The following is a 22077-nucleotide window of genomic DNA, read 5'->3' as shown; positions in this document are numbered from 1 at the left end:
CGGCGCGCTAGATGGACACCTTCCGCGACAAGCTCGTTCCGGTGACCTCGATCCTCGCGGGCGTGGTCGTGCTCTGGTATGTTTTCGCCGTCATCCTCAACACGCCGTTCCAGCGCGATCTCGACCGCCGCGCCGGTGAAACGCCGGCGTTGAGCGAGTTCATCGGCAAGACGCTGTCGCAGCCGAAGCCGACGCTGCCGGCGCCGCATCAGGTGGCGGTGAATTTCTTCGAGAACACCTTCCTGCGCAGCGTCACTTCGAACCGCAGCCTCGTCTACAATGCCTGGGTGACGCTGTCGTCGACGCTGCTCGGTTTCGCTTTCGGCACGGCGCTCGGCATCATCATCGCCGTCGGCATCGTGCATGTGGCAACGCTCGACCGCAGCCTGATGCCGTGGATCATCGCCTCGCAGACCATTCCCATCCTGGCGGTGGCGCCGATGATCATCGTCGTGCTGGCGGCGGTCGGCATCACCGGCCTGATTCCGAAGGCGATGATCTCGACCTATCTGTCATTCTTCCCGGTGACCGTCGGCATGGTGAAGGGCCTGCGCTCGCCCGAGATCATGCATCTCGACCTGATGCACACCTACAACGCCAGCGCCTCGCAGACCTTCTGGAAATTGCGCGTGCCGGCCTCGGTGCCGTTCCTGTTCACCTCGATGAAGGTGGCGGTGGCGGCAAGCCTCGTCGGCGCCATCGTCGGCGAACTGCCGACCGGTGCGGTCGCCGGCATCGGCGCCAAGCTTTTGGCAGGCGCCTACTACAGCCAGTCCATCGACATCTGGTCGGCGCTGGTCGCCGGTTCGGTGGTGGCAGCACTTCTGGTCATGGTGGTCGGCATTGCCGGGCGCATCGTCGACCGCGCCATGGGCGGGAGGCCGGCATGAACTGGCTGAAACCCTCCTGGCAAGCGGTGCTGGCCATCGTGTTGTGCCTGATCGCGGTGGCGCTCGGCGCGATGTCGAAGCCGGAAGCGGCAGCGCTTGCCGACCCGGCAGCCAGCTTCAACTACCCCTATCTCGGAACGAAGGGCTTGATGTTGGGCCTGGCCATGCTGGCGGCGCTGATCTCGATGACCAGGATCCCGCCCCTTGCAGAAGCGATGGTGCTGTTTGGCGGCGCCCACCTCGTCGCCTGGCTGCTGATATCAGGCATATCCGGGTTCGAAGGCACCGCACTGGCGCCGTACTTTTTGCTGCTCACGGCCGCCTGGCTGCTCGGCTGGCGCTGCGTCGCTGTCCTGTCGGGACTTCGCCCGATGGCAAGCTGGGCCCGCACGGTGCTGCGCCTGATCATCCCCGCCATCTTCGGCGCCTGGATCCTGATCATCTGGGAAGCGGTGACGCGCGGTGCCGGCATCCCCTTTATCCTGCTGCCGCCGCCGAGTGCCATCGGCGTGCGCATCGCCAGCTCGCTGCCGGTGCTCGGCGCCGATGTCCGGCAGACCATCTTCAAGGCGGTGATCTTCGGTTATGTCGTCGGCAGCGGCGCCGGCTTCATCACCGCGATCCTCGCCGACCGCGTACCGTTCCTGCGGCGCGGCCTGCTGCCGATCGGCAACATGGTCTCGGCGCTGCCGATCATCGGCGTCGCCCCCATCATGGTCATGTGGTTCGGCTTCGACTGGCAGTCCAAGGCGGCCGTCGTCATTATCATGACCTTCTTCCCGATGCTGGTGAACACGGTCGCCGGGCTTGCCGCCTCCGGCCATATGGAGCGTGACCTGATGCGCACCTACGCATCGGGCTACTGGCAAACGCTGCTGAAGCTCAGGCTGCCGGCAGCAGCGCCTTTCATCTTCAACGCGCTGAAGATCAACTCGACGCTGGCGCTGATCGGCGCCATCGTCGCCGAGTTCTTCGGCACGCCTGTCGTCGGCATGGGCTTCCGCATCTCGACCGAGGTCGGGCGGATGAACATCGACATGGTCTGGGCCGAAATCGCAGTTGCAGCACTTGCGGGTTCGGTCTTTTATGGCGTGGTCGCTCTTGTCGAAAGAGCCGTCACGTTTTGGCATCCCTCTGTCCGTGGTGGATAGGGGCGGTGGGTTTAAGGGTGCTAACTTCAGAGGGTAAAAAGATGAAAAGACTGATTATTCCTGTTCTGGCCGGCGCGATGTCGCTGGCCGCGTTCCAGGCAATGGCCGCCGACAAGGTGACGTTGCAGCTGAAATGGGTCACGCAGGCCCAGTTTGCCGGCTACTATGTTGCCAAGGCCAAGGGTTTCTACGAGGCTGAAGGCCTCGACGTCGACATCAAGCCGGGCGGCCCCGACATTGCGCCGGAGCAGGTGATCGCCGGCGGCGGCGCCGATGTCATCGTCGACTGGATGGGCGGTGCGCTGGCCGCCCGCGAAAAGGGCGTGCCGCTGGTCAACATCGCCCAGCCGTTCAAGAAGGCCGGCATGGAGCTGGTCTGCCCGAAGGACGGCCCGATCAAGACCGAAGCCGACTTCAAGGGCCACACGCTCGGCGTCTGGTTCTTCGGCAACGAATATCCGTTCTATGCCTGGATGAACAAGCTTGGGCTCAAGACCGATGGCGGCCCGGATGGCGTCACCGTTCTGAAGCAGAGCTTTGACGTGCAGCCGCTGATCCAGAAGCAGGCGGATTGCATCTCGGTCATGACCTACAACGAGTACTGGCAGCTGATCGACGCCGGCTACAAGCCGGAACAGCTGACGGTGTTCAACTATTCGGCGATGGGCAACGACCTGCTCGAGGACGGGCTCTATGCGTCGGAAGACAAGCTCAAGGATCCGGCCTTCGAGGACAAGATGGTGCGTTTCGTGCGCGCCTCGATGAAGGGCTGGAAATACGCCATCGACAACAATGACGAGGCCGCAGGCATCGTCATGGACGGTGGCGGCCAGGACGAGAACCACCAGAAGCGCATGATGAGCGAAATCGCCAAGCTGGTCGACAATGCCGACGGCAAGCTCGACCCGGCGACCTACGAGCGCACCGCCAAGGCGCTGCTCGACCAGAAGATCATCACCAAGGAGCCGACCGGCGCCTACACCACCGCCATCACCGACAAGGCGGTCAAGTAAATATGCCAGAGCATGATCCCCGAAAAGATCATGCTCAAACAACAAGATCGCGGCGCCTCTGGCAAAAATGTCAGAGGCGCCGTTCCTTTATGGTGTTCATGACGAAGCTGGTCTCGATCGAGGCGACGCATCGCAGCCGCGCGATCTTTTCCTTGATGAAGCGCTCGTACTGTTCGAGGCTGCCAGTCACCACCTTCAGCACATAGTCGCGCGAACCGGTGACGAGGTGGCATTCCAGCACCTCTTCCCAGCCGCGGATCGCGTCCTCGAACATGACGATCTCGTCCTCGTTCTGCCGGCTGAGCCGGATGGTTGCGATGGCGACCATGCTCCAGCCGAAGGCGGCCGGATCGACCAGCGTGGTGTAGCCTCTGATGACGCCGGTCTCCTCCAGCCGCCGCACCCGCCTCAGACAGGGCGACGGCGACAGGCCGATCCGCTCGGCAAGCTCGTTGTTGGTGATGCGGGCGTCGGCCTGCAGCTCACGCAGAATCCTGCGGTCGAAATCATCGGCTATCTTCTGCTGCACTTTCGGCCTCTCCAGGCAATTTGTTGCGAGGATGCAGCCATGCGCGCCCAAAAATAGCAAAGACTGCGCGATGAGGATCGCATAAATTGCCGTGCGACACTCCTCGAAAAAGCAGGAAAAAGCCATGCCCGCGCCACGCCCTTCGAAAACCCATATCGGCAACCACAAGCTCCACCCGGAGACGCTGATGCTGAGCTATGGCTTCGATCCGCAGCTTTCGGAGGGCGCGGTCAAGCCGCCGGTGTTCCTGACCTCGACCTTCGTGTTCAAGTCGGCGGAAGAGGGACGCGACTTCTTCGACTACACCTCGGGCCGCAAGGAGCCACCGAGCGGCACGGCGTCCGGCCTGGTCTATTCGCGCTTCAACCATCCCAACAGCGAGATCGTCGAGGACCGGCTGGCGATCTATGAAGGGACGGATGCCTGCATCCTGTTTTCATCAGGCATGTCTGCGATCGCGACGACACTGCTCGCCTATGCTCGCCCGGGTGACGTCATCCTGCATTCGCAGCCGCTTTATGGCGGCACCGAGACGCTCTTGACGCGCACGCTTTCGGGCTTCGGTATAGGTGCTGTCGGCTTCGCGGATGGCGTCGACGAGACGGCGGTGCGCGCGGCGGCCGAAGCTGCAGTCGCGAAGGGCCGCGTCTCGGTCATCCTGATCGAGACGCCGTCAAATCCGACCAACAGCCTTGTCGACATCGCGCTGATGCGCAGGATCGCCGACGAGATCGGCGTCAGGCAAGGCTCGACGCCGATTGTCGTCTGCGACAATACGCTGCTCGGTCCGGTGTTCCAGAGGCCGATCGAACATGGCGCCGATGTATCCGTCTATTCGCTGACCAAATATGTCGGCGGCCATTCCGACCTGATCGCGGGCGCCGCCATGGGCAGCAAGGCGGTCACCAAGCCGATCAAGGCGCTGCGCGGTGCGATCGGCACGCAGCTCGATCCGCATTCCTGCTGGATGCTCGGCCGCTCGCTGGAGACGCTGTCGATCCGCATGGAGCGGGCGAACGACAATGCGCGCCTGGTCGCCGAATTCCTGCGCGATCATGCCAAGGTCGAGAAGGTGCATTATTTGCCGTTCCTGGGCGAGGACACGCCGGCGGGCCGTGCGTACCGCGCGCAATGCAGCGGCGCCGGCTCGACATTCTCCTTCGACATACGCGGCGGAGAGAAGGCGGCTTTCGCCTTTCTCAACGGACTGCAGATCTTCAAGCTGGCAGTGAGCCTCGGCGGAACGGAATCGCTGGCCAGCCACCCCGCGGCGATGACCCATTCAGGCATTCCCTTCGACGTGCGCCAACGCATCGGCGTGCTGGAGACCACGGTCAGGCTGTCGATCGGTGTCGAGCACCCGGACGATCTGATCGCCGACCTGACGCAGGCGCTGGCGGCGGTCTGACGGCTACCTTCCCCAAAAGCGAGGGCAGGACGGGCGATCGGATTTTTGTACGTCATCACAAATGCGTGTGGTGGGATACATTACGCCGCCCAGCCGTTGCGTTGTGGCATACGCGCGCCACGGGGCGTGACGGATGCGACAGCCAATCGGAGATTCTTCATGCGCACCCAATCCTTCCTGCCGGCACTCTCGGCGCTGGCCATTTCGACCGCTTTCCTGTTCGCATCGCCAGCCATGGCCGACATGGAAAAGTTCAAGGCGACGCTCGATGGCGGCCAGCAGAGCCCGCCCGTCACCACGAAGGGCAAAGGCACAGCGACTTTGACGTTCGACACCGCCAAGAAGAAACTCAGCTGGAACGTCAAATATTCCGGCCTGAGCGGGCCGGCGACGGCCGCGCACATCCACGGCCCGGCGGCGATGGGTGAAAACGCTGGACCCGTCATCCCGTTCAAAAAGCTCAAGAGCCCGATCAAGGGATCGGAAACGTTGACCGATGCCCAGGCGGCTGACCTTGAGGCCGGCAAATATTACGTCAACGTCCACACCGCCGCCAACAAGGACGGCGAGATCCGCGGCCAGATCGAAAAGGCGAAGTAGGTAACGTCGCCCCGAGGGCGATAATTGCGCTGCGTGACGCTTCCCCCTCTGTCCGGCAGGATGGAGGGGGCGCGAAGGTGTTCGGCCTATGCCGTTGGTGCTTATGCCTTGTCGCGGATCTGGGTCATCGTCCTGGTCGGCGTGATCGCCTCGGGGTCGAGCCTGATCTCGACGATCGCCGGCTTGCCGCTGGCGCGGGCGCGCTCGAAGGCTGGGGCGAAATCCGCTGTCTTCTCCACTGTCTCGCCATGGCCGCCATAGGCGCGGGCCAAGGCCGCGAAGTCCGGATTTTTGAGATCCGTGGCCACGACGCGGCCGGGATATTCGCGCTCCTGATGCATGCGGATGGTGCCGTAGATGCCGTTGTTGACGACGACAACGACGATCGGCAGGTCATACTGGACGGCGGTGGCAAACTCCTGCCCATTCATCAGGAAGCAGCCGTCGCCGGCGAAGGCAACCACGATGCGCTCCGGAAACAGCTCTTTGGCGGCGACCGCGGCAGGGGTGCCGTAGCCCATCGAGCCTGACGTCGGTGCTGCCTGCGTGGCGAAGCGGCGGAAGCGGTGGAAGCGGTGCACCCAGGTGGCGTAATTGCCGGCGCCGTTGGTGAGGATGGCATCGTCGGGCAGCATCTTTTCGAGATAGTTCATGATCGGCCCCATCTGGACCGGGCCGGGGCCGCTTTCGGGCGGCGTCGACCAGTCGAGATAGGCGGCATGCAGCTTTGGCGTCTCGGCTGCCCAAACGGATGCCGAGGTCGGCTTGCGCTTGGCGAAGACCTGAACGAAGGCCGAAGGCGAGGCGTTGATCGCCAGTGCCGGCCGGTAGACGCGGCCGAGTTCGCCGGCATCGGCATGGATATGGATCAGCGTCTGGTCGGGGTAGGGACTTTTCAAGAGCGTGTAGTCGGATGACGGCATTTCGCCCATGCGGCCACCGATCAACAGCACGAGATCGGCCTGCTTGATCACTGTGGCCAGCTTCGGATTGATGCCGATGCCGACATCGCCGGCATAGTTCGGATGCAGATGGTCGAACAACATCTGGCGGCGGAAGGAACAGCCGACCGGCAGCGACCAGGCTTCGGCGATCGAGCGCATCTGCGCCACGGCCTCGGCATCCCAGCGCGTGCCGCCAAGGATGACGAAGGGCCGTTTGGCCTTGGACAGCAATCCCTCCAGCGCGTCGAGTTCGGCTTCGCCCGGCCGGGTTTCGACCGGTGTATGCGGCAAGGCGATGGGCGCTTCGACGACACTGGTCAGCATGTCTTCCGGCAGCGAGATGACCACCGGGCCGGGACGGCCCGAGGTCGCCACCGCGAAGGCGCGGGTGACGAATTCCGGGATGCGCGAGGCGTCATCGATCTCGACCACCCATTTGGCGATGTCGCCAAAGAATCTCTTGTAATCCACCTCCTGGAAGGCCTCGCGCTCCTTGGCGTGGCTAGCGACCTGGCCGATGAACAGGATGACAGGAATAGAATCCTGCATGGCGATGTGGATACCGGCAGACGCATTGGTGGCGCCGGGGCCACGGGTGACGAAGCAGATGCCGGGCTTGCCGGTCAGGCGGCCGTGGCAATCGGCCATCATGGCGGCGCCGCCTTCCTGGCGGCAGACGATGGTGCGGATCGCCGAATCGTGCAGCGCGTCGAGCACCGCCAGGTAGGATTCACCGGGCACGCAATAGATGCGGTCGGTGCCGTTGGCTTCGAGCGCATCGACGATCAGTTGTCCGCCGGTCTTCATTGTCCAGACTTCTCCAGTTCGGCAAGGATTTCTTGCGTGTGCTCGCCCAGGCGCGGCGAGGGGCGCTCATAGACAAGCGGCGTGCCGGACATGACCATCGGTGCGCGCACTGAAGGCAGAAGATTGCCATGGCCGTCGTCGAGGTCGAGCCGCATGCCGCGCGCGATCGTCTGCGGGTCGGCGAACATCTGGCCGATCGTGTTGATCGGGCTCGCCGGCACGCTTGCCGCTTCCAGCTTTGCCAGCAGCGCGTCGCGGTCAAAAATCTTCAGCGCCTCGATCATGTGTTCGCGCAGCTTGACCCGGTTGGCGACGCGGGCCGGATTGGTGGCGAAGTCAGGATTCGACGGCAATTCGTCCAATCCGACGGCGGCGCAGAATTTGGCGAACTGGCCGTCATTGCCGACCGCCAGGATGATGTGGCCATCCCTGACCGGCACCACCTCGTAAGGCGCAATGTTCATATGCGCGTTGCCCATCTGCACCGGCGACTTGCCGGAGACGAGATAGTTCAGGTTCTGGTTGCCGAGCGCTGAAATCTGGGTGTCGAAGAGCGCCATGTCGATGTGCTGGCCTTCGCCGGTCTGTTCGGCATGGCGCAATGCGGCCTGGATGGCGATGACGGAATAAAGGCCGGTGAAGATGTCCGAGATGGCGACGCCGGCCTTTTGCGGCTCGCGGCCGACCTCGCCGGTGATCGACATCATGCCGGCCATGGCCTGGATGATGAAGTCGTAGCCCGCGCGTGGCGCGTAGGGTCCATCCTGACCAAAGCCGGTGATCGAGCAGTAGACGAGGCGGGGGTTGGTCTTGCGCAGGCTGTCATAGTCGAGGCCGTATTTCTTCAGGCCGCCGAGCTTGAAGTTCTCGATCAGCACGTCCGAAGTCGCGACCAGCCGGCGCACCGTCTCGGCACCCTCAGGTGTCGAGAAATCGATGGCGATGGAGCGCTTGCCGCGATTGCAGGAATGGTAATAGGCGGCCGACAGGTTCTCGCCGTCCTTGCCCATGACGAAGGGCGGGCCCCATTTGCGGGTGTCGTCGCCGCCATCGGGGCTCTCGACCTTGATGACATCGGCGCCGAGATCGGCAAGCAACTGCCCGGCCCATGGCCCGGCAAGGATGCGGGCGAGTTCGACGACGCGGACGCCTTTCAGCGGGGGCTCAGTCATAGATCACCGTGGTTGATCGAAAGCAGAGCCTCTATCAAGCCTTGCAACGGCTGTCACGGCTGTTGCGATAGGCCAATCCCTTCAACCCTTCAGCACGCCGTCGGCCCAAGCCGCGAAATCGCCCATGATAATGTCGCGATTCACCTCGTTCAGGCTTTCGTGGCGGGTGTCGGGGTAAACCTTTGAAACCAGATTTGAAAAGCCCATCTTGCGCATGCGATTGGCAAGATGCGTGATCCCCTTGCCGTAATCCGAGGCGGGATCCTTTTCGCCACCGACGGTGCCGACGGGGAGGTCGCGTCGGATGCCGGCAAAGCCGGCATCCTTGCCGCCGTTGAGCGCCATGCCGACGACGTCGCGCCACATCGACACCGATGCATCCCAGCCGCAAAGTGGATCGGCGATGTATTTCGCCACCTCCGCCTCGTCGCGCGACAGCCAGTCGAACAATGTGCGGTGATTGGGCACCGCCTTGCCCCAGGCCTGGAAGGTGAGTTTCGGCAGCAGGCGCGAGGGGACATCCGAGCCCAGCCGCATCCGTTCCCAGCCAAGGATGCCCAGGGCCAGTTGGCCGAGCAGCCCTTGCGAGAAGTTGCCGTTCCAGATCGCGGCCGCATGAACGCGAGGCGAGTGGCGCAGCAGGTAGTTCAGCGCCACGGAAGCACCCATCGAATGGCCGAAGAGGACGACCGGCAGGTTCGGCTGTTCGCTGGCGATCAGATCATGGATGGCGTCGACGTCGGCGATCACCTTGGCGCTACCGTCCCTGTCGGCGAACCTGCCAAGCGGCGCGTCGGGCGCCTTGGTCGCGCCATGGCCGCGATGATCGTGGACATAGACGTGGAAGCCGCGTGGCGCGAGAAAATCGGCAAAGCGGGCATAGCGCGCGGCGTGCTCGGCCAGCCCGTGATTGATCTGGACGACGGCACGTGCCCGGCCATCGGCTTGCCTGACGAAAAGATTGAGATCGGCACCGGTCGGCGAGGCAACCACGCGCTGCTGGCTGAATGACATGCCGCTCGGTCTCCAGGCTCTGGCCGCCACCGTGGCGCCGGCTTTGTTTGCGCCGGCACCGGTTTTGCGTCAATCCGCCCTGCCTGCTTTTCCGCGACGATGTCAGCAACGCGGGATACTGCACCCTCACGCGACAAACAGGAAGTCGTTCGCGTTCAAGCTGGCGACCGTTACATTGTGCAAGAGAATGCTGTTGTTGGCGTCGAGTGTGATCAGCGTATCCGAGCCCACGTCGCTCGCTGCCGCCAGCACTGCGGTATAGTCCACGAAGAGATCCTGGCTGAATTCAATCACGTCGGAGACCGTCGCGCCGGCCGCGAAATCCATGATCGTGTCGTGTCCGAAGCCGGCGCGGAACACGAAGGTGTCGTTGTTCGCCCCGCCGGTCAGGAGATCGTCGCCGCCCGCACCGGTGAGCCGGTCGTTGCCTGTCCCGCCGTTGAGCGAATTGTCGCCCGTGTTTCCCGTCAGCGTATCCGCATAGTTGCTGCCGACGACGTGCTCAATGGCGGTCAACTGGTCGCCCTGCGCATCGCCGCCAGATTGGGTGGTGGTGGCGAGGTTCACAGTCACCGCGGCCGTGCTGGCGGCATAGGTGACGGTGTCGTTACCGGCACCTCCATTGAGGATATCCGCGCCGGCTCCGCCGCTGATGACATCGTCCGACGCTGAGCCGGTAATGGTGTCGTTTCCGGCACCGCCATTGATCAGCACGACATTTGTCAGCGTGGTGGCGGAAAAATCGAATGTATCGGCCACCCCGGTTCCGACGATTGAAAGGCCGGCCACCCCGCTGCCGTCGATCGCTTCGATCCCGCTGAACGACGCGATGCTGAGCGTGGTGGATGTGGCAACGATCGTATCACTGCCATTGCCTCCGTTGATGATGTGATTGCTGCCGCCGCTCCCAATCGAGAAGACGTCGTTGCCGTCGCCGCCGTTCAACGTGTCGGTCCCGGAATTGGCGATGATGACATCATTAGCGGCAGAGCCGGTGATGATGTCGTTGCCAGCACCGCCATCGATGGAGACGATTCCGGTCAGCGTTGTGTCGGAAAAATCCAACGTATCGGCGTTGCCGCTGCCAGCAATCTGGACATTGGCGAAACCATCGGCGGTTATGGCCTCGATGCCGGCGATCGAACGAAGACCGATGATCGTGCCATTGGCGAGAGCCTTGATGGTGTCGGTGCCGTTGCCGCCGGTGATGGCGTCGAAGCCACCGGCAGTGCCGCTGAAAAGGAAGATGTCGTTGCCGTCGCTGCCGCCCAGCGTATCGTCGCCTGCATCACCCGAGATGATGTCGGCGGCGGCGCTGCCGGTGATCGTGTCGTTGCCGCTGCCGCCGAAGATGCCGGTGATCCCGGTCAGCGTAAGCGCGGAGAAATTCAGCGTGTCGGCGCTGGCGCTGCCGGAGATCGACACGCCGGCATGGCCGTCGGCGGAGATTTCCTCGACGGTGGCGATCGCCGTCAGGCCGATGATCATGTTGTCGGCGGTAGCCTTGATGATGTCGGTGCCGTTGCCGCCCGTCACCGAATCGAAGCCGTCGCTGGCACCGCTCATGAGGAAGACGTCGTCGCCGTCGCCGCCGCTCAGCGTGTCATTGTCGGCACCGCCGGTCAGGGTGTCGCTGCCGGCTCCGCCGTTAAGCGTGTCCAGCCCGGCATCGCCGAAGATCGTGTCGTCCCCTGAGGTGCCGGTGATGATGTCGTTGCCGGCGCTGCCGCTGATGCTGGTGATACCGGTCAGCGCGACGGCCGAGAAGTCGAGCGTGTTCGCCGCCGTGCTGCCGGCGATGGTGACGTTGCTGTAGCCGTCCGCGGTGATCGCCTCGATCGTGGCGATGGACGCCAGACCGATGATCGTGCCGTTGCTGGTGGCCTTGAGAACATCCGACCCATTGCCGCCGGCCACCCCGTCGAAACCGTCATTCGTACCGCCCGTGAGGAAGACGTCGTTGCCGTCGCCGCCGTTCAGCGCGTCCGAACCCATGCCGCCGACAATGGTGTCGCCTGCGGCGCTGCCGGTGATCGTGTCGCCGCCGTCACCGCCATTGATGCTGGCAATGCCGGTCAAGGTCACGCCGACGAAGCTGAGCGAATTTGCCGCGCCATCGCCGCTGATGATGATGTTGGCATGGCCATCGGCGGTGATTGCCTCGATGGTCGCGATCGATGTCAGGCCGATGATGGTGTGGTCGCTGGTGGCCTTGATCGTGTCGGTGCCGTTGCCGCCGGTGACGGAATCGAAACCGTCTGCTGATCCGCCGAGCAGGAAGACATCGTTACCGTCAAGGCCCAACAGGGTGTCGTTCCCGGCGCCGCCCGTCAGGATGTCGACCCCGGCACCGCCGACCAGCGTGTCATTGCCGCCATCGCCATTGATCGTATTGTTGGCCGCGCCGCCGGTGATGCTGTCATTGCCGTCGCCGCCGCTGATGGCAACGATACCGGTCAGCGTCACGCCTGAGAAGCTGAGTACGTTTGCCGTGCCATCGCCGCTGATGGTGACGTTGCTGTGGCCGTCGGCGGTGATCGTCTCGATGGTTGCCAGCGACCGCAGGCCGATTACCGTTCCGTCGCTGCTTGCCTTGATCACGTCACTGGTGCCGACGCCGCCGGTGACGGCATCAAAACCTTCGGCCGCTCCATCGACCAGGAAGATGTCGTCGCCATTGCCGCCGTTCAGCGTATCGTCGCCGGCGTCGCCGAAAATTATGTCGTTGCCGGTGCCGCCGGTGATCGTGTCGTTGCCGCCCAGACCATGGATGGTCCAGTTGTCCGGCGAATTGGCAATGAGCGTGTCGTTACCCGCCGTTCCGGTCAGCACAGGATTGTCCGACACGTTGGTCACGCCGATCGTAAAGATCTGATCCTTCCAGAACTGCCCGTCGCTGGCCCGCACGGTGATCTGATGCGACTGCGCGGTCTCGTAGTCCAGCAGCGAGCCGTTGGCGACTGTAACGACGCCTGTCGTGGCATCGATCGTGAAGCGTCCGCCGGCGTCGTAGACGAGACTGTAGGTCAGCGTGTCGCTGTTTGGATCTGTCGCAGCGGCGGTGATGCCAACAGTGGTTCCGTTGGCAGCGCCTTCGGCGACGGTATTGGCGGCGGCGTTGCTGTCTGTGGGAGCGGATGGCGCGTCGTTTCCGTCGAGGATCGCAATCGTGAAGGTCTCGGTCACATGTCCTATGCCGTCGGTGGCATCGACGATGATCTGCAGGCTGCCGCGGGTTTCATAGTCGAGCTTGCTGACATCGGCGACCGTCACCACTCCAGTCGCGGAATCGATGGCGAAGGCGCCACCGGCACTGTCCGTCAGGGTGTAGACGATCGAATTGCCGTCCGGATCGACAGAGGATGCGGCGATGCCGACCGCCGTTCCGTTGGCGGCGTCCTCCGCCACCTGATTGGCGCCGCCGTCATTGTCAGCGATCGGCGTCGGCAGGCTCTCGAAAACGATCGGGTTGCCTGGATCGGAAAGAAAGCGGATCTCCTCGATACTCAGCAATGTATTGACGTCGACCCCGTTCGTGTCAGTCAGAGTGCCGGAGCCGTCCGTGCCTTGCGTCCAGTCGCTGGAGAGGCCGCCCAGATAGACGATATCATGGCCGGCCCCGCCATCGATCGTGTTGTGGCCAGCGTCACCATAAAGGGCGTCGTTTCCTGCACCTCCGCGAAGGGTATCATCGCCGCTGTCGCCATGCAGTTCGTCATCACCGTCGTCGCCGGACAAAACATCGTCGTCTGCCTGGCCATAGACAACATCATTGCCGCCTCCGGCGTGAACTTCGTCGTTCCCGGCGCCAGCATAAAGGAGATCATTTCCGGCGATGACGGAACTATAGGTGACGTCGGGCCGCTCATCGCCATAGATGACGTCGTTGCCGGCACCGGTGTGGATCTCGTCATTTCCGCCAAGCCCGGCGATCAGGACAGCGGGTACCGAACCGGTGAAGTAGGTGAAATTCACGGGGGCGAAATTGGCGTTGACGAGTGCGCTCGTGTTGATGACGTCGTTGCCCGTCCAGCCCTCCACTTCAAGCAAATAGAACTTGTACCCCTTGTCTGGGCTGTTCAGCGTATCGTACCATTTGCCGGTGAAGGCCGCATAACCGCCGGAAACCGAGTCGTTGGCGATTTCCGTCAGATCGAGGCTGCCGTCGACGCGAAGTTTTGGCGAGTAGTTGGAATTGCTGTTGTCGAAGACTTCTATGCCCGAAATCGATCGGATCCTGATCTCGGCCGATCCGAAATAGTCGGTCCTGAACTGGATCCTGTCCCTGTCTGCGCCGCCGACGTCTTCGCCACCGATGAAATCGTCCCAGCCATTGCCCCAGTCGTAGACGAATGTATCGCTGCCACCGTAGCCATACATAAAATCATCGCTGGCGAGGCTGTATAGAGTGTTGTTTGCAGAAGTACCCGAAATGATAGCCATGGCGCAGCCCCCCGCTGAAAAGGAATATCTCTTCCAACTAATATATTCGATGGCCAAAACTCGAGACGCCGAAGCGTTGTTTCGATTCCCGCCGAATTACTCTTTCAGGCTCCCGCAGGTGCGTAGTCGTGTCAATTCCCAACCGGCGAGAACAGAAATATTTTTAATGTCCGAGACGTAGTGTATCGGCATCGGTGTGAAATCGTTCGATCGGCTTGGCCGTGCAGGAAAACCCTCGGCGTCGCGTCAATCCGCCCTGCCTGCTTTTCCGCGACGATGTTTCTTGCGCTTGGCCAGCAAAATATCGCAATTCTGACATGGAGACAGCTTCAGTCTGTCGCCCACTTCTTCAGCCGGGGATTTTCCATGCGCATTGGTGTTGTTTTCGGATTGGCCATGCTGGTGGCGTCGTTGGCCGATGCTGCGCATGCCGACGTCAAGATGAGCGGCACCTTCGTTGCCGACGCGGCCTGTCCGGCAACGCAAGCCATCAAGAACGGCAAGAACCCCGGCAATGTCTCGACTGACGCCGGACAAAGCTACCCGCTGCTTGCCGGCAACAAGGATGCGCCGACGCATTATCTCATCCTGATGCCGGGCGCCGATCCGGAGCGCCGCTGGGTGAAGGTCAGTTGCGGCCATGTCTCCGGCAGCAGTGCCGCGACAGTGCCGGCAGCACCTGGCGGGCAAGGCAAGCCGGCGGCTTCGGGAAAACCCGAATATGTCTTCGCGCTGAGCTGGCAGCCGGCCTTTTGCGAGACCAAGTCGAGCAAGACCGAATGCAAGGCGCAGAGCGCCGGCGATTTCGACGCGACGCATTTCACCTTGCACGGGCTGTGGCCGCAGCCGAACGGCAATTTCTATTGCCAGGCGACAGCGAGCGACAAGGCCAACGACAATCCGGCCCATTGGAAGGACCTGCCGCCGGTCAATTTGGACGCCAGCACCCGCACGGAACTCGACCAGGTGATGCCGGGTACGGCTTCCCATCTCGAGCGGCATGAATGGATCAAGCACGGCACTTGCTACGGCAAGAGCCAGCAGGACTATTTCTCCGACGCGCTCAATTTGATGCGTGCCGTGAACAGCTCGCCGGTGCGCGATCTCTTCGCCAAGAACATTGGTGGGAAACTGACGGCGGACCAGATCCGCGGTGCCTTCGACAGCGCCTTTGGCGCTGGAGCAGGGGACCGGGTGCGCGTCTCCTGCGTCATCGATCCGTCTAGCGGCAGGCGGCTGATCGGCGAACTGACGCTCGGCCTTGCCGGCCCGATCGGTCCCGACAGCTCGCTCAAGGACCTGCTGCTGGCTTCGGTGCCGACCAACAAGGCCGGTTGCCCGACCGGCACCGTCGACGCGATCGGGTTCCAGTAAGCACTGGCTGAACGCAGACGCCGGACTGTCACTTTGCCGCGTCGTGGTGCTATGCTGCGTCGAGCATCATTCGGGCGGGGGTCGCAATGGATGGCATGACGAGCAGCGCGCTGGCGCGGCTGGCTTTCTGGGCTAAGGGTATGGTCGCGATCAGCGACGGCCGCATGGAATGGCCGGGTTTTTCCTACACCGACACCGAATGGGCGCGGATGCGGACGCTTTCCGAACCGATTGGCACCGGCACCTACCAGCTGTTCACCATCGTCAATGCGGTGATCTTCATTACGATTGCGGCGCTCGGCATTTTCGGTGTCTTCCTGCCGCTGGCGACGGTGCTGTTTCCGGTGCCGGCGGAGACCAGCGCGCTGAAGTTTTCGCTGCTGCTGGCAGCTTGCGCCTTTCTGATCTTAGGGCTTGGCCTGCCGATCTCTATGCGCCTTTCGGCAGTGCTGGTGGCCAGCAAGACGGTGCGTGCGGCGCTGATCACCGCGCCCGGCGACGAGGCGCTGGCCTCAAAAGTGTCCTGGCAGATCAACCGCATCATGCTGATCATGTGCGGCCTGCTGGTGCCTGGCATCCTGCTGTTCATCGCCTACGACATCGAAGCCCGGCCGATCATCACCGCGCTGAAATGGCTGGCGATCGCGCTGATGGCGGTCTCTACTTTGGCCGGCATACGGCGGCAGAAAAAGTCGCCGTAAGCGCTCACAGCTGAGCACGATCTCTGGACAAACGGTTTCCGTTTGTCCGAGAAAACCGGACACCACTTTCGGGATCGTGCTCTATCTCTTCGTTTTGACGCAATTCCGGACGGAAAACCCTTTCACACTTTTCCTGGAATTGCTCTAAATCTGGGCGGATTTGGTCCATGCAACGGCGGCGTCGGCCTCGTGGCCGCCCGGTTCGCCGACAATGCGATCGCGCCCGGTCGACTTCGCCTTGTAGAGGCGCTGATCGGCAAGCGCGAACAGATCGGCAAGGCAGCGCGTCGTTTCGCTGACGCTGGAGACACCGGCGCTGACTGTCAGGTCGAAGCGGCTGGTGTTGGCGGAGGCCTTGACCGCGTGGCGGATGCTTTCGCCAAACAGCCTGGCGACCGAGTGCGGACGCGAACTGAGGATGGCGAATTCCTCGCCGCCGATCCGGAACACCTGGTCTTCGGCGCTTGCCGCTTCGCCGAGCAGGGTCGCAACGGCTTTCAGCACCTTGTCGCCTTCGGCATGGCCGAAGCGGTCGTTGATCGACTTGAAATGATCGACATCGATGATCAGCAGGCTGAGCGGCTTCGCCGTGCGCAGGCTGACCTGGACAGCCGCTTCACCATCGCTGTCGAAGCGCCCCCTGTGCAGCAGACCGGTCAGGCCGTCCCGGCCGACATGTTCGACCAGCGCCTCATAGCGCTCGCGATAGGTCAGCGTGTCGAAGATGTCGGTCAGTCCGCGCGGCACCGGGATCTGGCGTTCCTCGAACCATCTGAGATAGGCCACGAGCATGGTGCTGAAGGTCAGCGCCGCGATCATCTTGGCAAACCAGCCGCCGAAAAACACCGCGATCGGCGCGCCGGCGACGAAATGCAGCGCGGTGAAGAACCCCGCCTGGTCGAAGGTGAGCACGCAGGCGACCGAAATCAGGATGCGCGCGGACTGTGCCTTGCGCAGGTAACGCCCAAGCTTTTCATAGAGCAGGATGATCAGGATGGCGTCGACGACGAGCAGCGTCGTGCCCCACACCATCAGCCAGCCCATCTCGTCGATGAAGCCGATGTCGGGGAGCCTGCCATCGGGAAGCGGGGCGATGGCGTGCAGACGCAACAGCAGCACCAGCCCGATCATCAGCGCGTTGCCAAGCAGCAGGCCATAGATCGGCTGACGCACGGTGGCGGCGTCCTCCTTCATGTAGAGCAGCAAAAGCATCACCAGCTTGCCCGAAAACAGCACCGCCGAGCCCGGTGAGACCATGCCGACCGGCAAGGCGACGTAAAAGACGCTGGCGAGATAGGTCTCGAGGAAGTGCATGACGCCGAGCGCGCAGACGAACACGCCGAGGCCAATGCGCTTCCTGAAACGGAAAAGCGTCACCATGACGCTGAAGTAGACGACCGATTCGGCAAGGAGCAGGAAACTGTTCAGCAACGCCGTCGATCCGATCATTTCTCCTGAAATCGCGACAAACCAGCGATTCCACCTCGATCCTGTTTTGACGCGGAAGGGTTAACGGAGCTTTCATCGCGCCCGGCGACCGGCGGAAAACTTCACCGGTTGACGGACACTTCCGCGTGTGACCGGCCCGAAGCGGCAAAAGCGATTGCCGTTCGCCGCCGCATCGCCTACATAGCGGCCAACCTCCATTCAATTTGACAAATCCAGTCAGTTTCTCTGGGCCAGTCAGTTTTTCAGGGAAAGCGCGCGTGGCACGCCAGTTCATCTATCACATGGCCGGCCTCAACAAGGCCTATGGCACCAAGAAGGTGCTCGAGAATGTCCATCTCTCCTTTTATCCCGACGCCAAGATCGGCATCCTCGGCCCCAACGGCTCGGGCAAGTCGACGATCCTCAAGATCATGGCCGGGCTCGACAAGGAGTGGAACGGCGAGGCGTGGCTGGCCGAAGGCGCCACCGTCGGCTACCTGGCGCAGGAGCCGGCGCTCGATCCGAGCAAGACGGTGTTCGAGAACATCATGGAAGGCGTCGCCGCCAAGACCGCCGTCATCGAACGCTACAACGAACTGATGATGAACTATTCTGACGAGACGGCCGACGAGTCGGCCAAGCTCCAGGACGAGATGGACCGGTTGAACCTGTGGGATCTCGAACAGCAGGTCGAGATGGCGATGGAAGCGCTGGGCTGCCCGCCCAAGGAAGCCGATGTCACCAAGCTGTCGGGCGGCGAACGCCGCCGCGTGGCGCTCTGCCAGCTCTTGCTGCGCCAGCCTGACCTGCTGCTGCTCGACGAACCGACCAACCATCTCGACGCCGAAACCACGGCGTGGCTGGAAAAGCATCTGCGCGCCTATCCGGGCGCCGTGATGATCATCACCCACGATCGCTACTTCCTCGACAATGTCACCGGCTGGATCCTCGAACTCGACCGCGGCCGCGGCATTCCCTATGAGGGCAACTACACCAAATATCTCGAAGCGAAGGCCAAGCGCCTCAAGCAGGAAGGCCGCGAGGACGACGCCCGCCAGCGCGCCATTGGCCGCGAGCGCGAGTGGATCCAGTCCAGCCCGAAAGCCCGCCAGACCAAGTCCAAGGCGCGTATCCAGGCGTTCCAGGATCTGTTGGATGCCGCCGACAAGCGGCGTCCGAGCGATACGCAGATCGTCATTCCGCATGGCGAGCGGCTCGGCAATGTGGTGATCGAGGCGGAAGGCCTGTCGAAGGGCTTTGGCGACACGCTGTTGATCGACGGCCTGGAATTCAAGCTGCCGCCCGGTGGCATCGTTGGCGTCATCGGCCCGAACGGCGCCGGCAAGACGACGCTGTTTCGCATGATTACCGGCCAGGAAAAGCCGGATGCGGGCTCTGTCCGCGTCGGCGAGACGGTCAAGCTCGGCTATGTCGACCAGAGCCGCGATGCGCTCGATCCGTCAAAGACGGTGTGGGAGGAGATTTCGGGTGGCGCCGAAGTGGTCAAGCTCGGCAAGTTCGAGGCCAACACGCGTGCCTATTGCGCCTCGTTCAACTTCCGTGGCGGCGACCAGCAGCAGAAGGTCGGCAATCTGTCCGGTGGCCAGCGCAACCGCGTGCACCTGGCCAAGATGCTGAAGACCGGCGGCAACGTGCTGCTGCTCGACGAACCGACCAACGATCTGGATACGGAAACGCTGGCGGCGCTCGAAGACGCGCTGGAAAATTTCGGCGGCTGCGCGGTCATCATCTCGCACGATCGTATGTTCCTCGATCGCCTGGCCACGCACATCCTTGCCTTCGAGGGCGACAGCCATGTCGAATGGTTCGAGGGCAATTTTGAGGACTACGAGCAGGACAAGATCCGCCGCCTCGGGCCGGATGCCGTCAATCCGCACCGCATGACCTACAAGAGGCTGACGCGGTAAGGGGTTTTTCGGGCGGCGAATTCTCAAAATGAGGAGTTCACATGGCTGATTGGTCCGCCGCCCAATATCTGAAATTCGAAGATGAGCGCACGCGACCCGCGCGTGATCTCGCAGCACAAGTGCCGGTGGATTTCCCGCGCCGGGTCGTCGACATCGGCTGCGGGCCGGGCAACTCGACCGAGCTGCTTGTCGAGCGCTGGCCGAACGCTGAGGTGAGCGGTTTCGATGCCTCGCCAGACATGATCGAGAAGGCGAGGGCGCGTCTGCCTGACGTCACCTTTGACCTTGCCGACGCGTCCAAGTGGCAGCCGGCGGAGCCGGTCGACGTGATCTTCGCCAATGCGGTGTTCCAGTGGCTGCCGGAGCATCCGGCGGTGTTCCAGCGGCTGATGGGTTTCCTCGCCCCAGGCGGCGCGCTGGCCATCCAGATGCCCGACAATATGGGCGAGGACTCGCATCGCCTGATGCGGGAGACTGCCACTGAAATGCCGTTTGCCGACAAGCTCAAGGGCGCGGCACGCGGGCCGTTGCCGTCGGTGTCGTTCTACTATGACCTGCTGTCGCCGCTCAGTGATCGGATGGACATCTGGCACACCATCTACAACCATCCGCTTGCCGACGCCGAGGCGATCGTTGAATGGGTGAAATCGACCGGGTTGAAACCGTTCCTCGATCCGCTCGAGGCGGACGAGCGCAAAATGTTCCTCGACAGCTACACGGCCAAGATCGCCAAGGCCTATCCGAAGACGGCGAGCGGCAAGGTGCTTTTGCGCTTTCCGCGCATCTTCATCGTCGCCAAGCGGGCTTGATTGTCCACCTTGCGCGTCGCCAATCGCGGCCGCTTGACCCGGTTTCGTCACCGTGCGCATTTCATCGCGTTGGGGTCACGATGACCAGTGGCGGGGGTGGATGATAACATTGAAAAAGATGCTTTTCGGCGGCGGCGTGTGCACGGCGGCCCTTCTGGCGTTCTCGATCCCGGCAGAGGCCAAGCGGGCGCGCTGCTATACCAGCGATGACGGTTATTTCTCGTGCAGCTATCGCGCGATCGACGATGCGGGCAGCTTCCGCATCTCGGCGCCGGGATTTCCGACCTATGTCCTGGAGATCGACGGGCCTGGCTTCGCCTATGGCTATGTCAATCTCGGCCATCGCAACGTACCGTTGCCGGGGCAGTTCGTGCGCGGCCGCGACGACGGCGCCTGCTGGAACAACCCGCAGACCAACACCAAGTTGTGCGCCTGGTGAAGTCAGGCTTAAGTCGGCGTAAACCGCCTCGGTGAGAAAAGTGTTGCGCCGGAGCGTTCCGGCGCCCACATGAAGCCCGCAACGCCTGCGGATGGGACGGACTGGACATGCATCGCGTCATCATCAGCGGCATTGGCGTTGAAATCCCCGAACCCACGATCACCAATGAAGAACTGGTCGCCAGCTTCAATGCCTGGGTCGACATGGAGAATGCGCGCCGTCAGGGCACTGACGAGCCGCCGCTGGCGAAATCGGACAGCGACTTTATCGTCCACGCCTCGGGTGTGCGCACCCGCCATGTGATCGAGCGCGAAGGCATTCTGGATCCGACCCGCATGGCGCCGCGTATTCCGGCGCGGCCCGACGACGCGCCGTCGCTGGAGGCCGAGTTCGGCATCGCCTCGGCGCGAAAAGCTCTCGACCATGCCGGACTTGAACCGTCCCAGATCGATCTGATCATCTGCTCGGCCTCGCACCACCAGCGGCCTTATCCGGCGATCGCCATCGAAATGCAGGAGGCGCTGGGCACAAGGGGCGCCGGCTTCGACATGGGGCTTGGCTGTTCGTCCGCCGCGGCGGCCCTTCACATGGCGGTCAATTTGGTGCGCTCGGGTGCGCACAAGCGCATTCTGGTGACGACGCCGGAAATCATCACCGGCCATCTCAATTTCCGCGACCGGCAGACGCATTTCATCTTCGGCGATGCCTCGGTGTCGATGGTGGTGGAGGGACTTGCTCAGGGCGACAAACGGCCGGGGCGTTTCGAGGTGCTGGACACACGCATCTGGACGCAGATGTCGAACAACATCCGCACCAATCTGGGCTATCATACCCGCACCGCCCAGGAGGATCCCTACATGATCAACCTGGAAGGCAATCTGATCAAGCAGGTCGGTAACAAGGTGTTCAAGGAAGTCACCGTCGCCGGGCAGAAGTTCATCGTCGAGTTCCTGGCCGAGCACGGGCTGACGCCGCAGGCGGTCCGGCGCTTCTGGCTGCATCAGGCCAATGCGCGCATGAATGCCATGATCCTGAAACTGTCGTTCGGCCACGAGGTCGACCACGACCGCGCGCCGATGGTGCTGGAAAGGCTGGGCAACACGGCGGGTGCCGGCGCCATTGTCGCGCTGTCGGAGAACCATGCCGACATGAAACCCGGCGATTTCGGCTTGATCTGCGCCTTTGGCGCGGGGTATTCCATAGGCGGCGCGCTTCTCAGAATGCTCTAGACTCGGGCATTCCACATTCAGCCGGCCTGCGAATGGGCGGCGTCCTACGCACCCGGTGCTCACGCACCCAAAAGTGCGCTCCGTTCCGGTTCTCGGGCCAATCTGGTCCCTTTCGCGCCCGTCTTCCACTCCCGCTCAGCCTGACCTGACTCTCAACACATCCTGTGTTGGGGAGTGTCTCCGTTTGAAATCAACACG

The 22077-nt window shown here is 62.7% G+C and carries 17 protein-coding genes; 11 read left to right on the top strand and 6 right to left on the bottom strand.

The window, feature by feature from the left end:
* Positions 1–11 precede the first annotated feature (11 nt).
* From ACFFNA_RS02870 to ACFFNA_RS02860, 3 genes are read left to right on the top strand one after another with little or no spacing between them, the layout of a single operon-like run.
* A complete protein-coding gene (locus tag ACFFNA_RS02870) occupies positions 12–890 on the top strand; it encodes an ABC transporter permease (RefSeq protein ID WP_378915433.1) in 879 nt (292 codons plus the stop codon).
* A complete protein-coding gene (locus tag ACFFNA_RS02865; protein ID WP_378915431.1) occupies positions 887–2041 on the top strand; it encodes an ABC transporter permease in 1155 nt (384 codons plus the stop codon). Before ACFFNA_RS02870 ends, ACFFNA_RS02865 begins: the two co-directional genes overlap by 4 nt.
* A 41-nt stretch (positions 2042–2082) precedes the next feature.
* Entirely contained in the window at positions 2083–3054 is a 972-nt protein-coding gene (locus ACFFNA_RS02860; protein WP_111543616.1) for an ABC transporter substrate-binding protein, read from the top strand.
* Positions 3055–3124: 70 nt separating this feature from the next.
* Here ACFFNA_RS02860 and ACFFNA_RS02855 read toward each other — a convergent pair whose 3' ends face one another.
* Positions 3125–3583 carry an Lrp/AsnC family transcriptional regulator gene (locus tag ACFFNA_RS02855; protein WP_378915429.1) on the bottom strand — a complete coding sequence of 153 codons (459 nt, stop codon included), beginning with the start codon at positions 3581–3583 and terminating at the stop codon, positions 3125–3127.
* 124 nt (positions 3584–3707) lie between these two features.
* Here ACFFNA_RS02855 and ACFFNA_RS02850 point away from each other — a divergent pair, with 124 nt between their 5' ends.
* Both ACFFNA_RS02850 and ACFFNA_RS02845 read left to right on the top strand, forming a co-directional pair.
* On the top strand, positions 3708–4991 hold the full coding sequence (locus ACFFNA_RS02850) for a cystathionine gamma-synthase family protein (RefSeq protein ID WP_111543828.1): 1284 nt from the start codon (positions 3708–3710) through the stop codon (positions 4989–4991).
* A 159-nt stretch (positions 4992–5150) separates the two neighbouring features.
* On the top strand, positions 5151–5591 hold the full coding sequence (locus tag ACFFNA_RS02845) for a CHRD domain-containing protein (RefSeq protein WP_111543617.1): 441 nt from the start codon (positions 5151–5153) through the stop codon (positions 5589–5591).
* Between the two features lie 101 nt (positions 5592–5692).
* Here ACFFNA_RS02845 and ACFFNA_RS02840 read toward each other — a convergent pair whose 3' ends face one another.
* The 4 genes from ACFFNA_RS02840 to ACFFNA_RS02825 all read right to left on the bottom strand — a co-directional run bounded on the left by ACFFNA_RS02840 (position 5693) and on the right by ACFFNA_RS02825 (position 13971).
* Positions 5693–7342 (bottom strand): thiamine pyrophosphate-binding protein, encoded by a 1650-nt coding sequence (locus tag ACFFNA_RS02840; protein ID WP_378915426.1) that lies wholly within the window; start codon positions 7340–7342, stop codon positions 5693–5695.
* Positions 7339–8514, bottom strand: coding sequence for a CaiB/BaiF CoA transferase family protein (locus tag ACFFNA_RS02835; protein WP_378915424.1), 1176 nt, complete (start codon positions 8512–8514; stop codon positions 7339–7341). The genes ACFFNA_RS02840 and ACFFNA_RS02835 overlap by 4 nt, the downstream gene beginning before the upstream one ends.
* A gap of 81 nt (positions 8515–8595) precedes the next feature.
* Positions 8596–9528 (bottom strand): alpha/beta fold hydrolase, encoded by a 933-nt coding sequence (locus tag ACFFNA_RS02830; protein ID WP_111543620.1) that lies wholly within the window; start codon positions 9526–9528, stop codon positions 8596–8598.
* A gap of 126 nt (positions 9529–9654) precedes the next feature.
* Entirely contained in the window at positions 9655–13971 is a 4317-nt protein-coding gene (locus tag ACFFNA_RS02825) for a beta strand repeat-containing protein (protein ID WP_378915422.1), read from the bottom strand.
* A gap of 366 nt (positions 13972–14337) precedes the next feature.
* Here ACFFNA_RS02825 and ACFFNA_RS02820 point away from each other — a divergent pair, with 366 nt between their 5' ends.
* The gene (locus ACFFNA_RS02820) at positions 14338–15345 is read left to right on the top strand and encodes a ribonuclease T2 family protein (protein WP_378915420.1); all 1008 of its coding nucleotides are present in this window, start codon (positions 14338–14340) and stop codon (positions 15343–15345) included.
* Positions 15346–15431: 86 nt separating this feature from the next.
* Entirely contained in the window at positions 15432–16046 is a 615-nt protein-coding gene (locus ACFFNA_RS02815) for a hypothetical protein (RefSeq protein WP_378915418.1), read from the top strand.
* A gap of 144 nt (positions 16047–16190) precedes the next feature.
* Here ACFFNA_RS02815 and ACFFNA_RS02810 read toward each other — a convergent pair whose 3' ends face one another.
* Positions 16191–17477 carry a GGDEF domain-containing protein gene (locus tag ACFFNA_RS02810; protein ID WP_378915632.1) on the bottom strand — a complete coding sequence of 429 codons (1287 nt, stop codon included), beginning with the start codon at positions 17475–17477 and terminating at the stop codon, positions 16191–16193.
* A gap of 275 nt (positions 17478–17752) precedes the next feature.
* Here ACFFNA_RS02810 and ettA point away from each other — a divergent pair, with 275 nt between their 5' ends.
* From ettA to ACFFNA_RS02790, 4 genes are all read left to right on the top strand, one after another.
* The gene (ettA, locus tag ACFFNA_RS02805; RefSeq protein WP_258594742.1) at positions 17753–19402 is read left to right on the top strand and encodes an energy-dependent translational throttle protein EttA; all 1650 of its coding nucleotides are present in this window, start codon (positions 17753–17755) and stop codon (positions 19400–19402) included.
* Positions 19403–19443: 41 nt separating this feature from the next.
* On the top strand, positions 19444–20211 hold the full coding sequence (gene tam, locus ACFFNA_RS02800) for a trans-aconitate 2-methyltransferase (protein ID WP_378915416.1): 768 nt from the start codon (positions 19444–19446) through the stop codon (positions 20209–20211).
* Between the two features lie 100 nt (positions 20212–20311).
* Positions 20312–20650 carry a hypothetical protein gene (locus ACFFNA_RS02795; RefSeq protein WP_378915414.1) on the top strand — a complete coding sequence of 113 codons (339 nt, stop codon included), beginning with the start codon at positions 20312–20314 and terminating at the stop codon, positions 20648–20650.
* A gap of 107 nt (positions 20651–20757) precedes the next feature.
* Entirely contained in the window at positions 20758–21879 is a 1122-nt protein-coding gene (locus tag ACFFNA_RS02790; protein ID WP_111543625.1) for a beta-ketoacyl-ACP synthase III, read from the top strand.
* Positions 21880–22077: the final 198 nt, after the last annotated feature.

It is taken from the genome of Mesorhizobium kowhaii (genome assembly GCF_042431665.1).
Classification (GTDB): Bacteria; Pseudomonadota; Alphaproteobacteria; order Rhizobiales; family Rhizobiaceae; genus Mesorhizobium; species Mesorhizobium kowhaii.
The sequence above is the reverse complement of the archived record's forward strand: the minus strand, read 5'-3'. Positions and strand labels throughout refer to the sequence as shown.

Coding starts and splice junctions, on each gene's coding strand:
- ACFFNA_RS02845 (WP_111543617.1), top strand. CDS start 5,151: ATGCGCACCCAATCCTTCCTGCCGGCACTCTCGGCGCTGGCCATTTCG.
- tam (WP_378915416.1), top strand. CDS start 19,444: ATGGCTGATTGGTCCGCCGCCCAATATCTGAAATTCGAAGATGAGCGC.
- ACFFNA_RS02820 (WP_378915420.1), top strand. CDS start 14,338: ATGCGCATTGGTGTTGTTTTCGGATTGGCCATGCTGGTGGCGTCGTTG.
- ACFFNA_RS02840 (WP_378915426.1), bottom strand. CDS start 7,342: ATGAAGACCGGCGGACAACTGATCGTCGATGCGCTCGAAGCCAACGGC.
- ACFFNA_RS02865 (WP_378915431.1), top strand. CDS start 887: ATGAACTGGCTGAAACCCTCCTGGCAAGCGGTGCTGGCCATCGTGTTG.
- ACFFNA_RS02795 (WP_378915414.1), top strand. CDS start 20,312: ATGATAACATTGAAAAAGATGCTTTTCGGCGGCGGCGTGTGCACGGCG.
- ACFFNA_RS02870 (WP_378915433.1), top strand. CDS start 12: ATGGACACCTTCCGCGACAAGCTCGTTCCGGTGACCTCGATCCTCGCG.
- ACFFNA_RS02860 (WP_111543616.1), top strand. CDS start 2,083: ATGAAAAGACTGATTATTCCTGTTCTGGCCGGCGCGATGTCGCTGGCC.
- ACFFNA_RS02850 (WP_111543828.1), top strand. CDS start 3,708: ATGCCCGCGCCACGCCCTTCGAAAACCCATATCGGCAACCACAAGCTC.
- ACFFNA_RS02825 (WP_378915422.1), bottom strand. CDS start 13,971: ATGGCTATCATTTCGGGTACTTCTGCAAACAACACTCTATACAGCCTC.
- ACFFNA_RS02830 (WP_111543620.1), bottom strand. CDS start 9,528: ATGTCATTCAGCCAGCAGCGCGTGGTTGCCTCGCCGACCGGTGCCGAT.
- ACFFNA_RS02815 (WP_378915418.1), top strand. CDS start 15,432: ATGGATGGCATGACGAGCAGCGCGCTGGCGCGGCTGGCTTTCTGGGCT.
- ACFFNA_RS02835 (WP_378915424.1), bottom strand. CDS start 8,514: ATGACTGAGCCCCCGCTGAAAGGCGTCCGCGTCGTCGAACTCGCCCGC.
- ACFFNA_RS02790 (WP_111543625.1), top strand. CDS start 20,758: ATGCATCGCGTCATCATCAGCGGCATTGGCGTTGAAATCCCCGAACCC.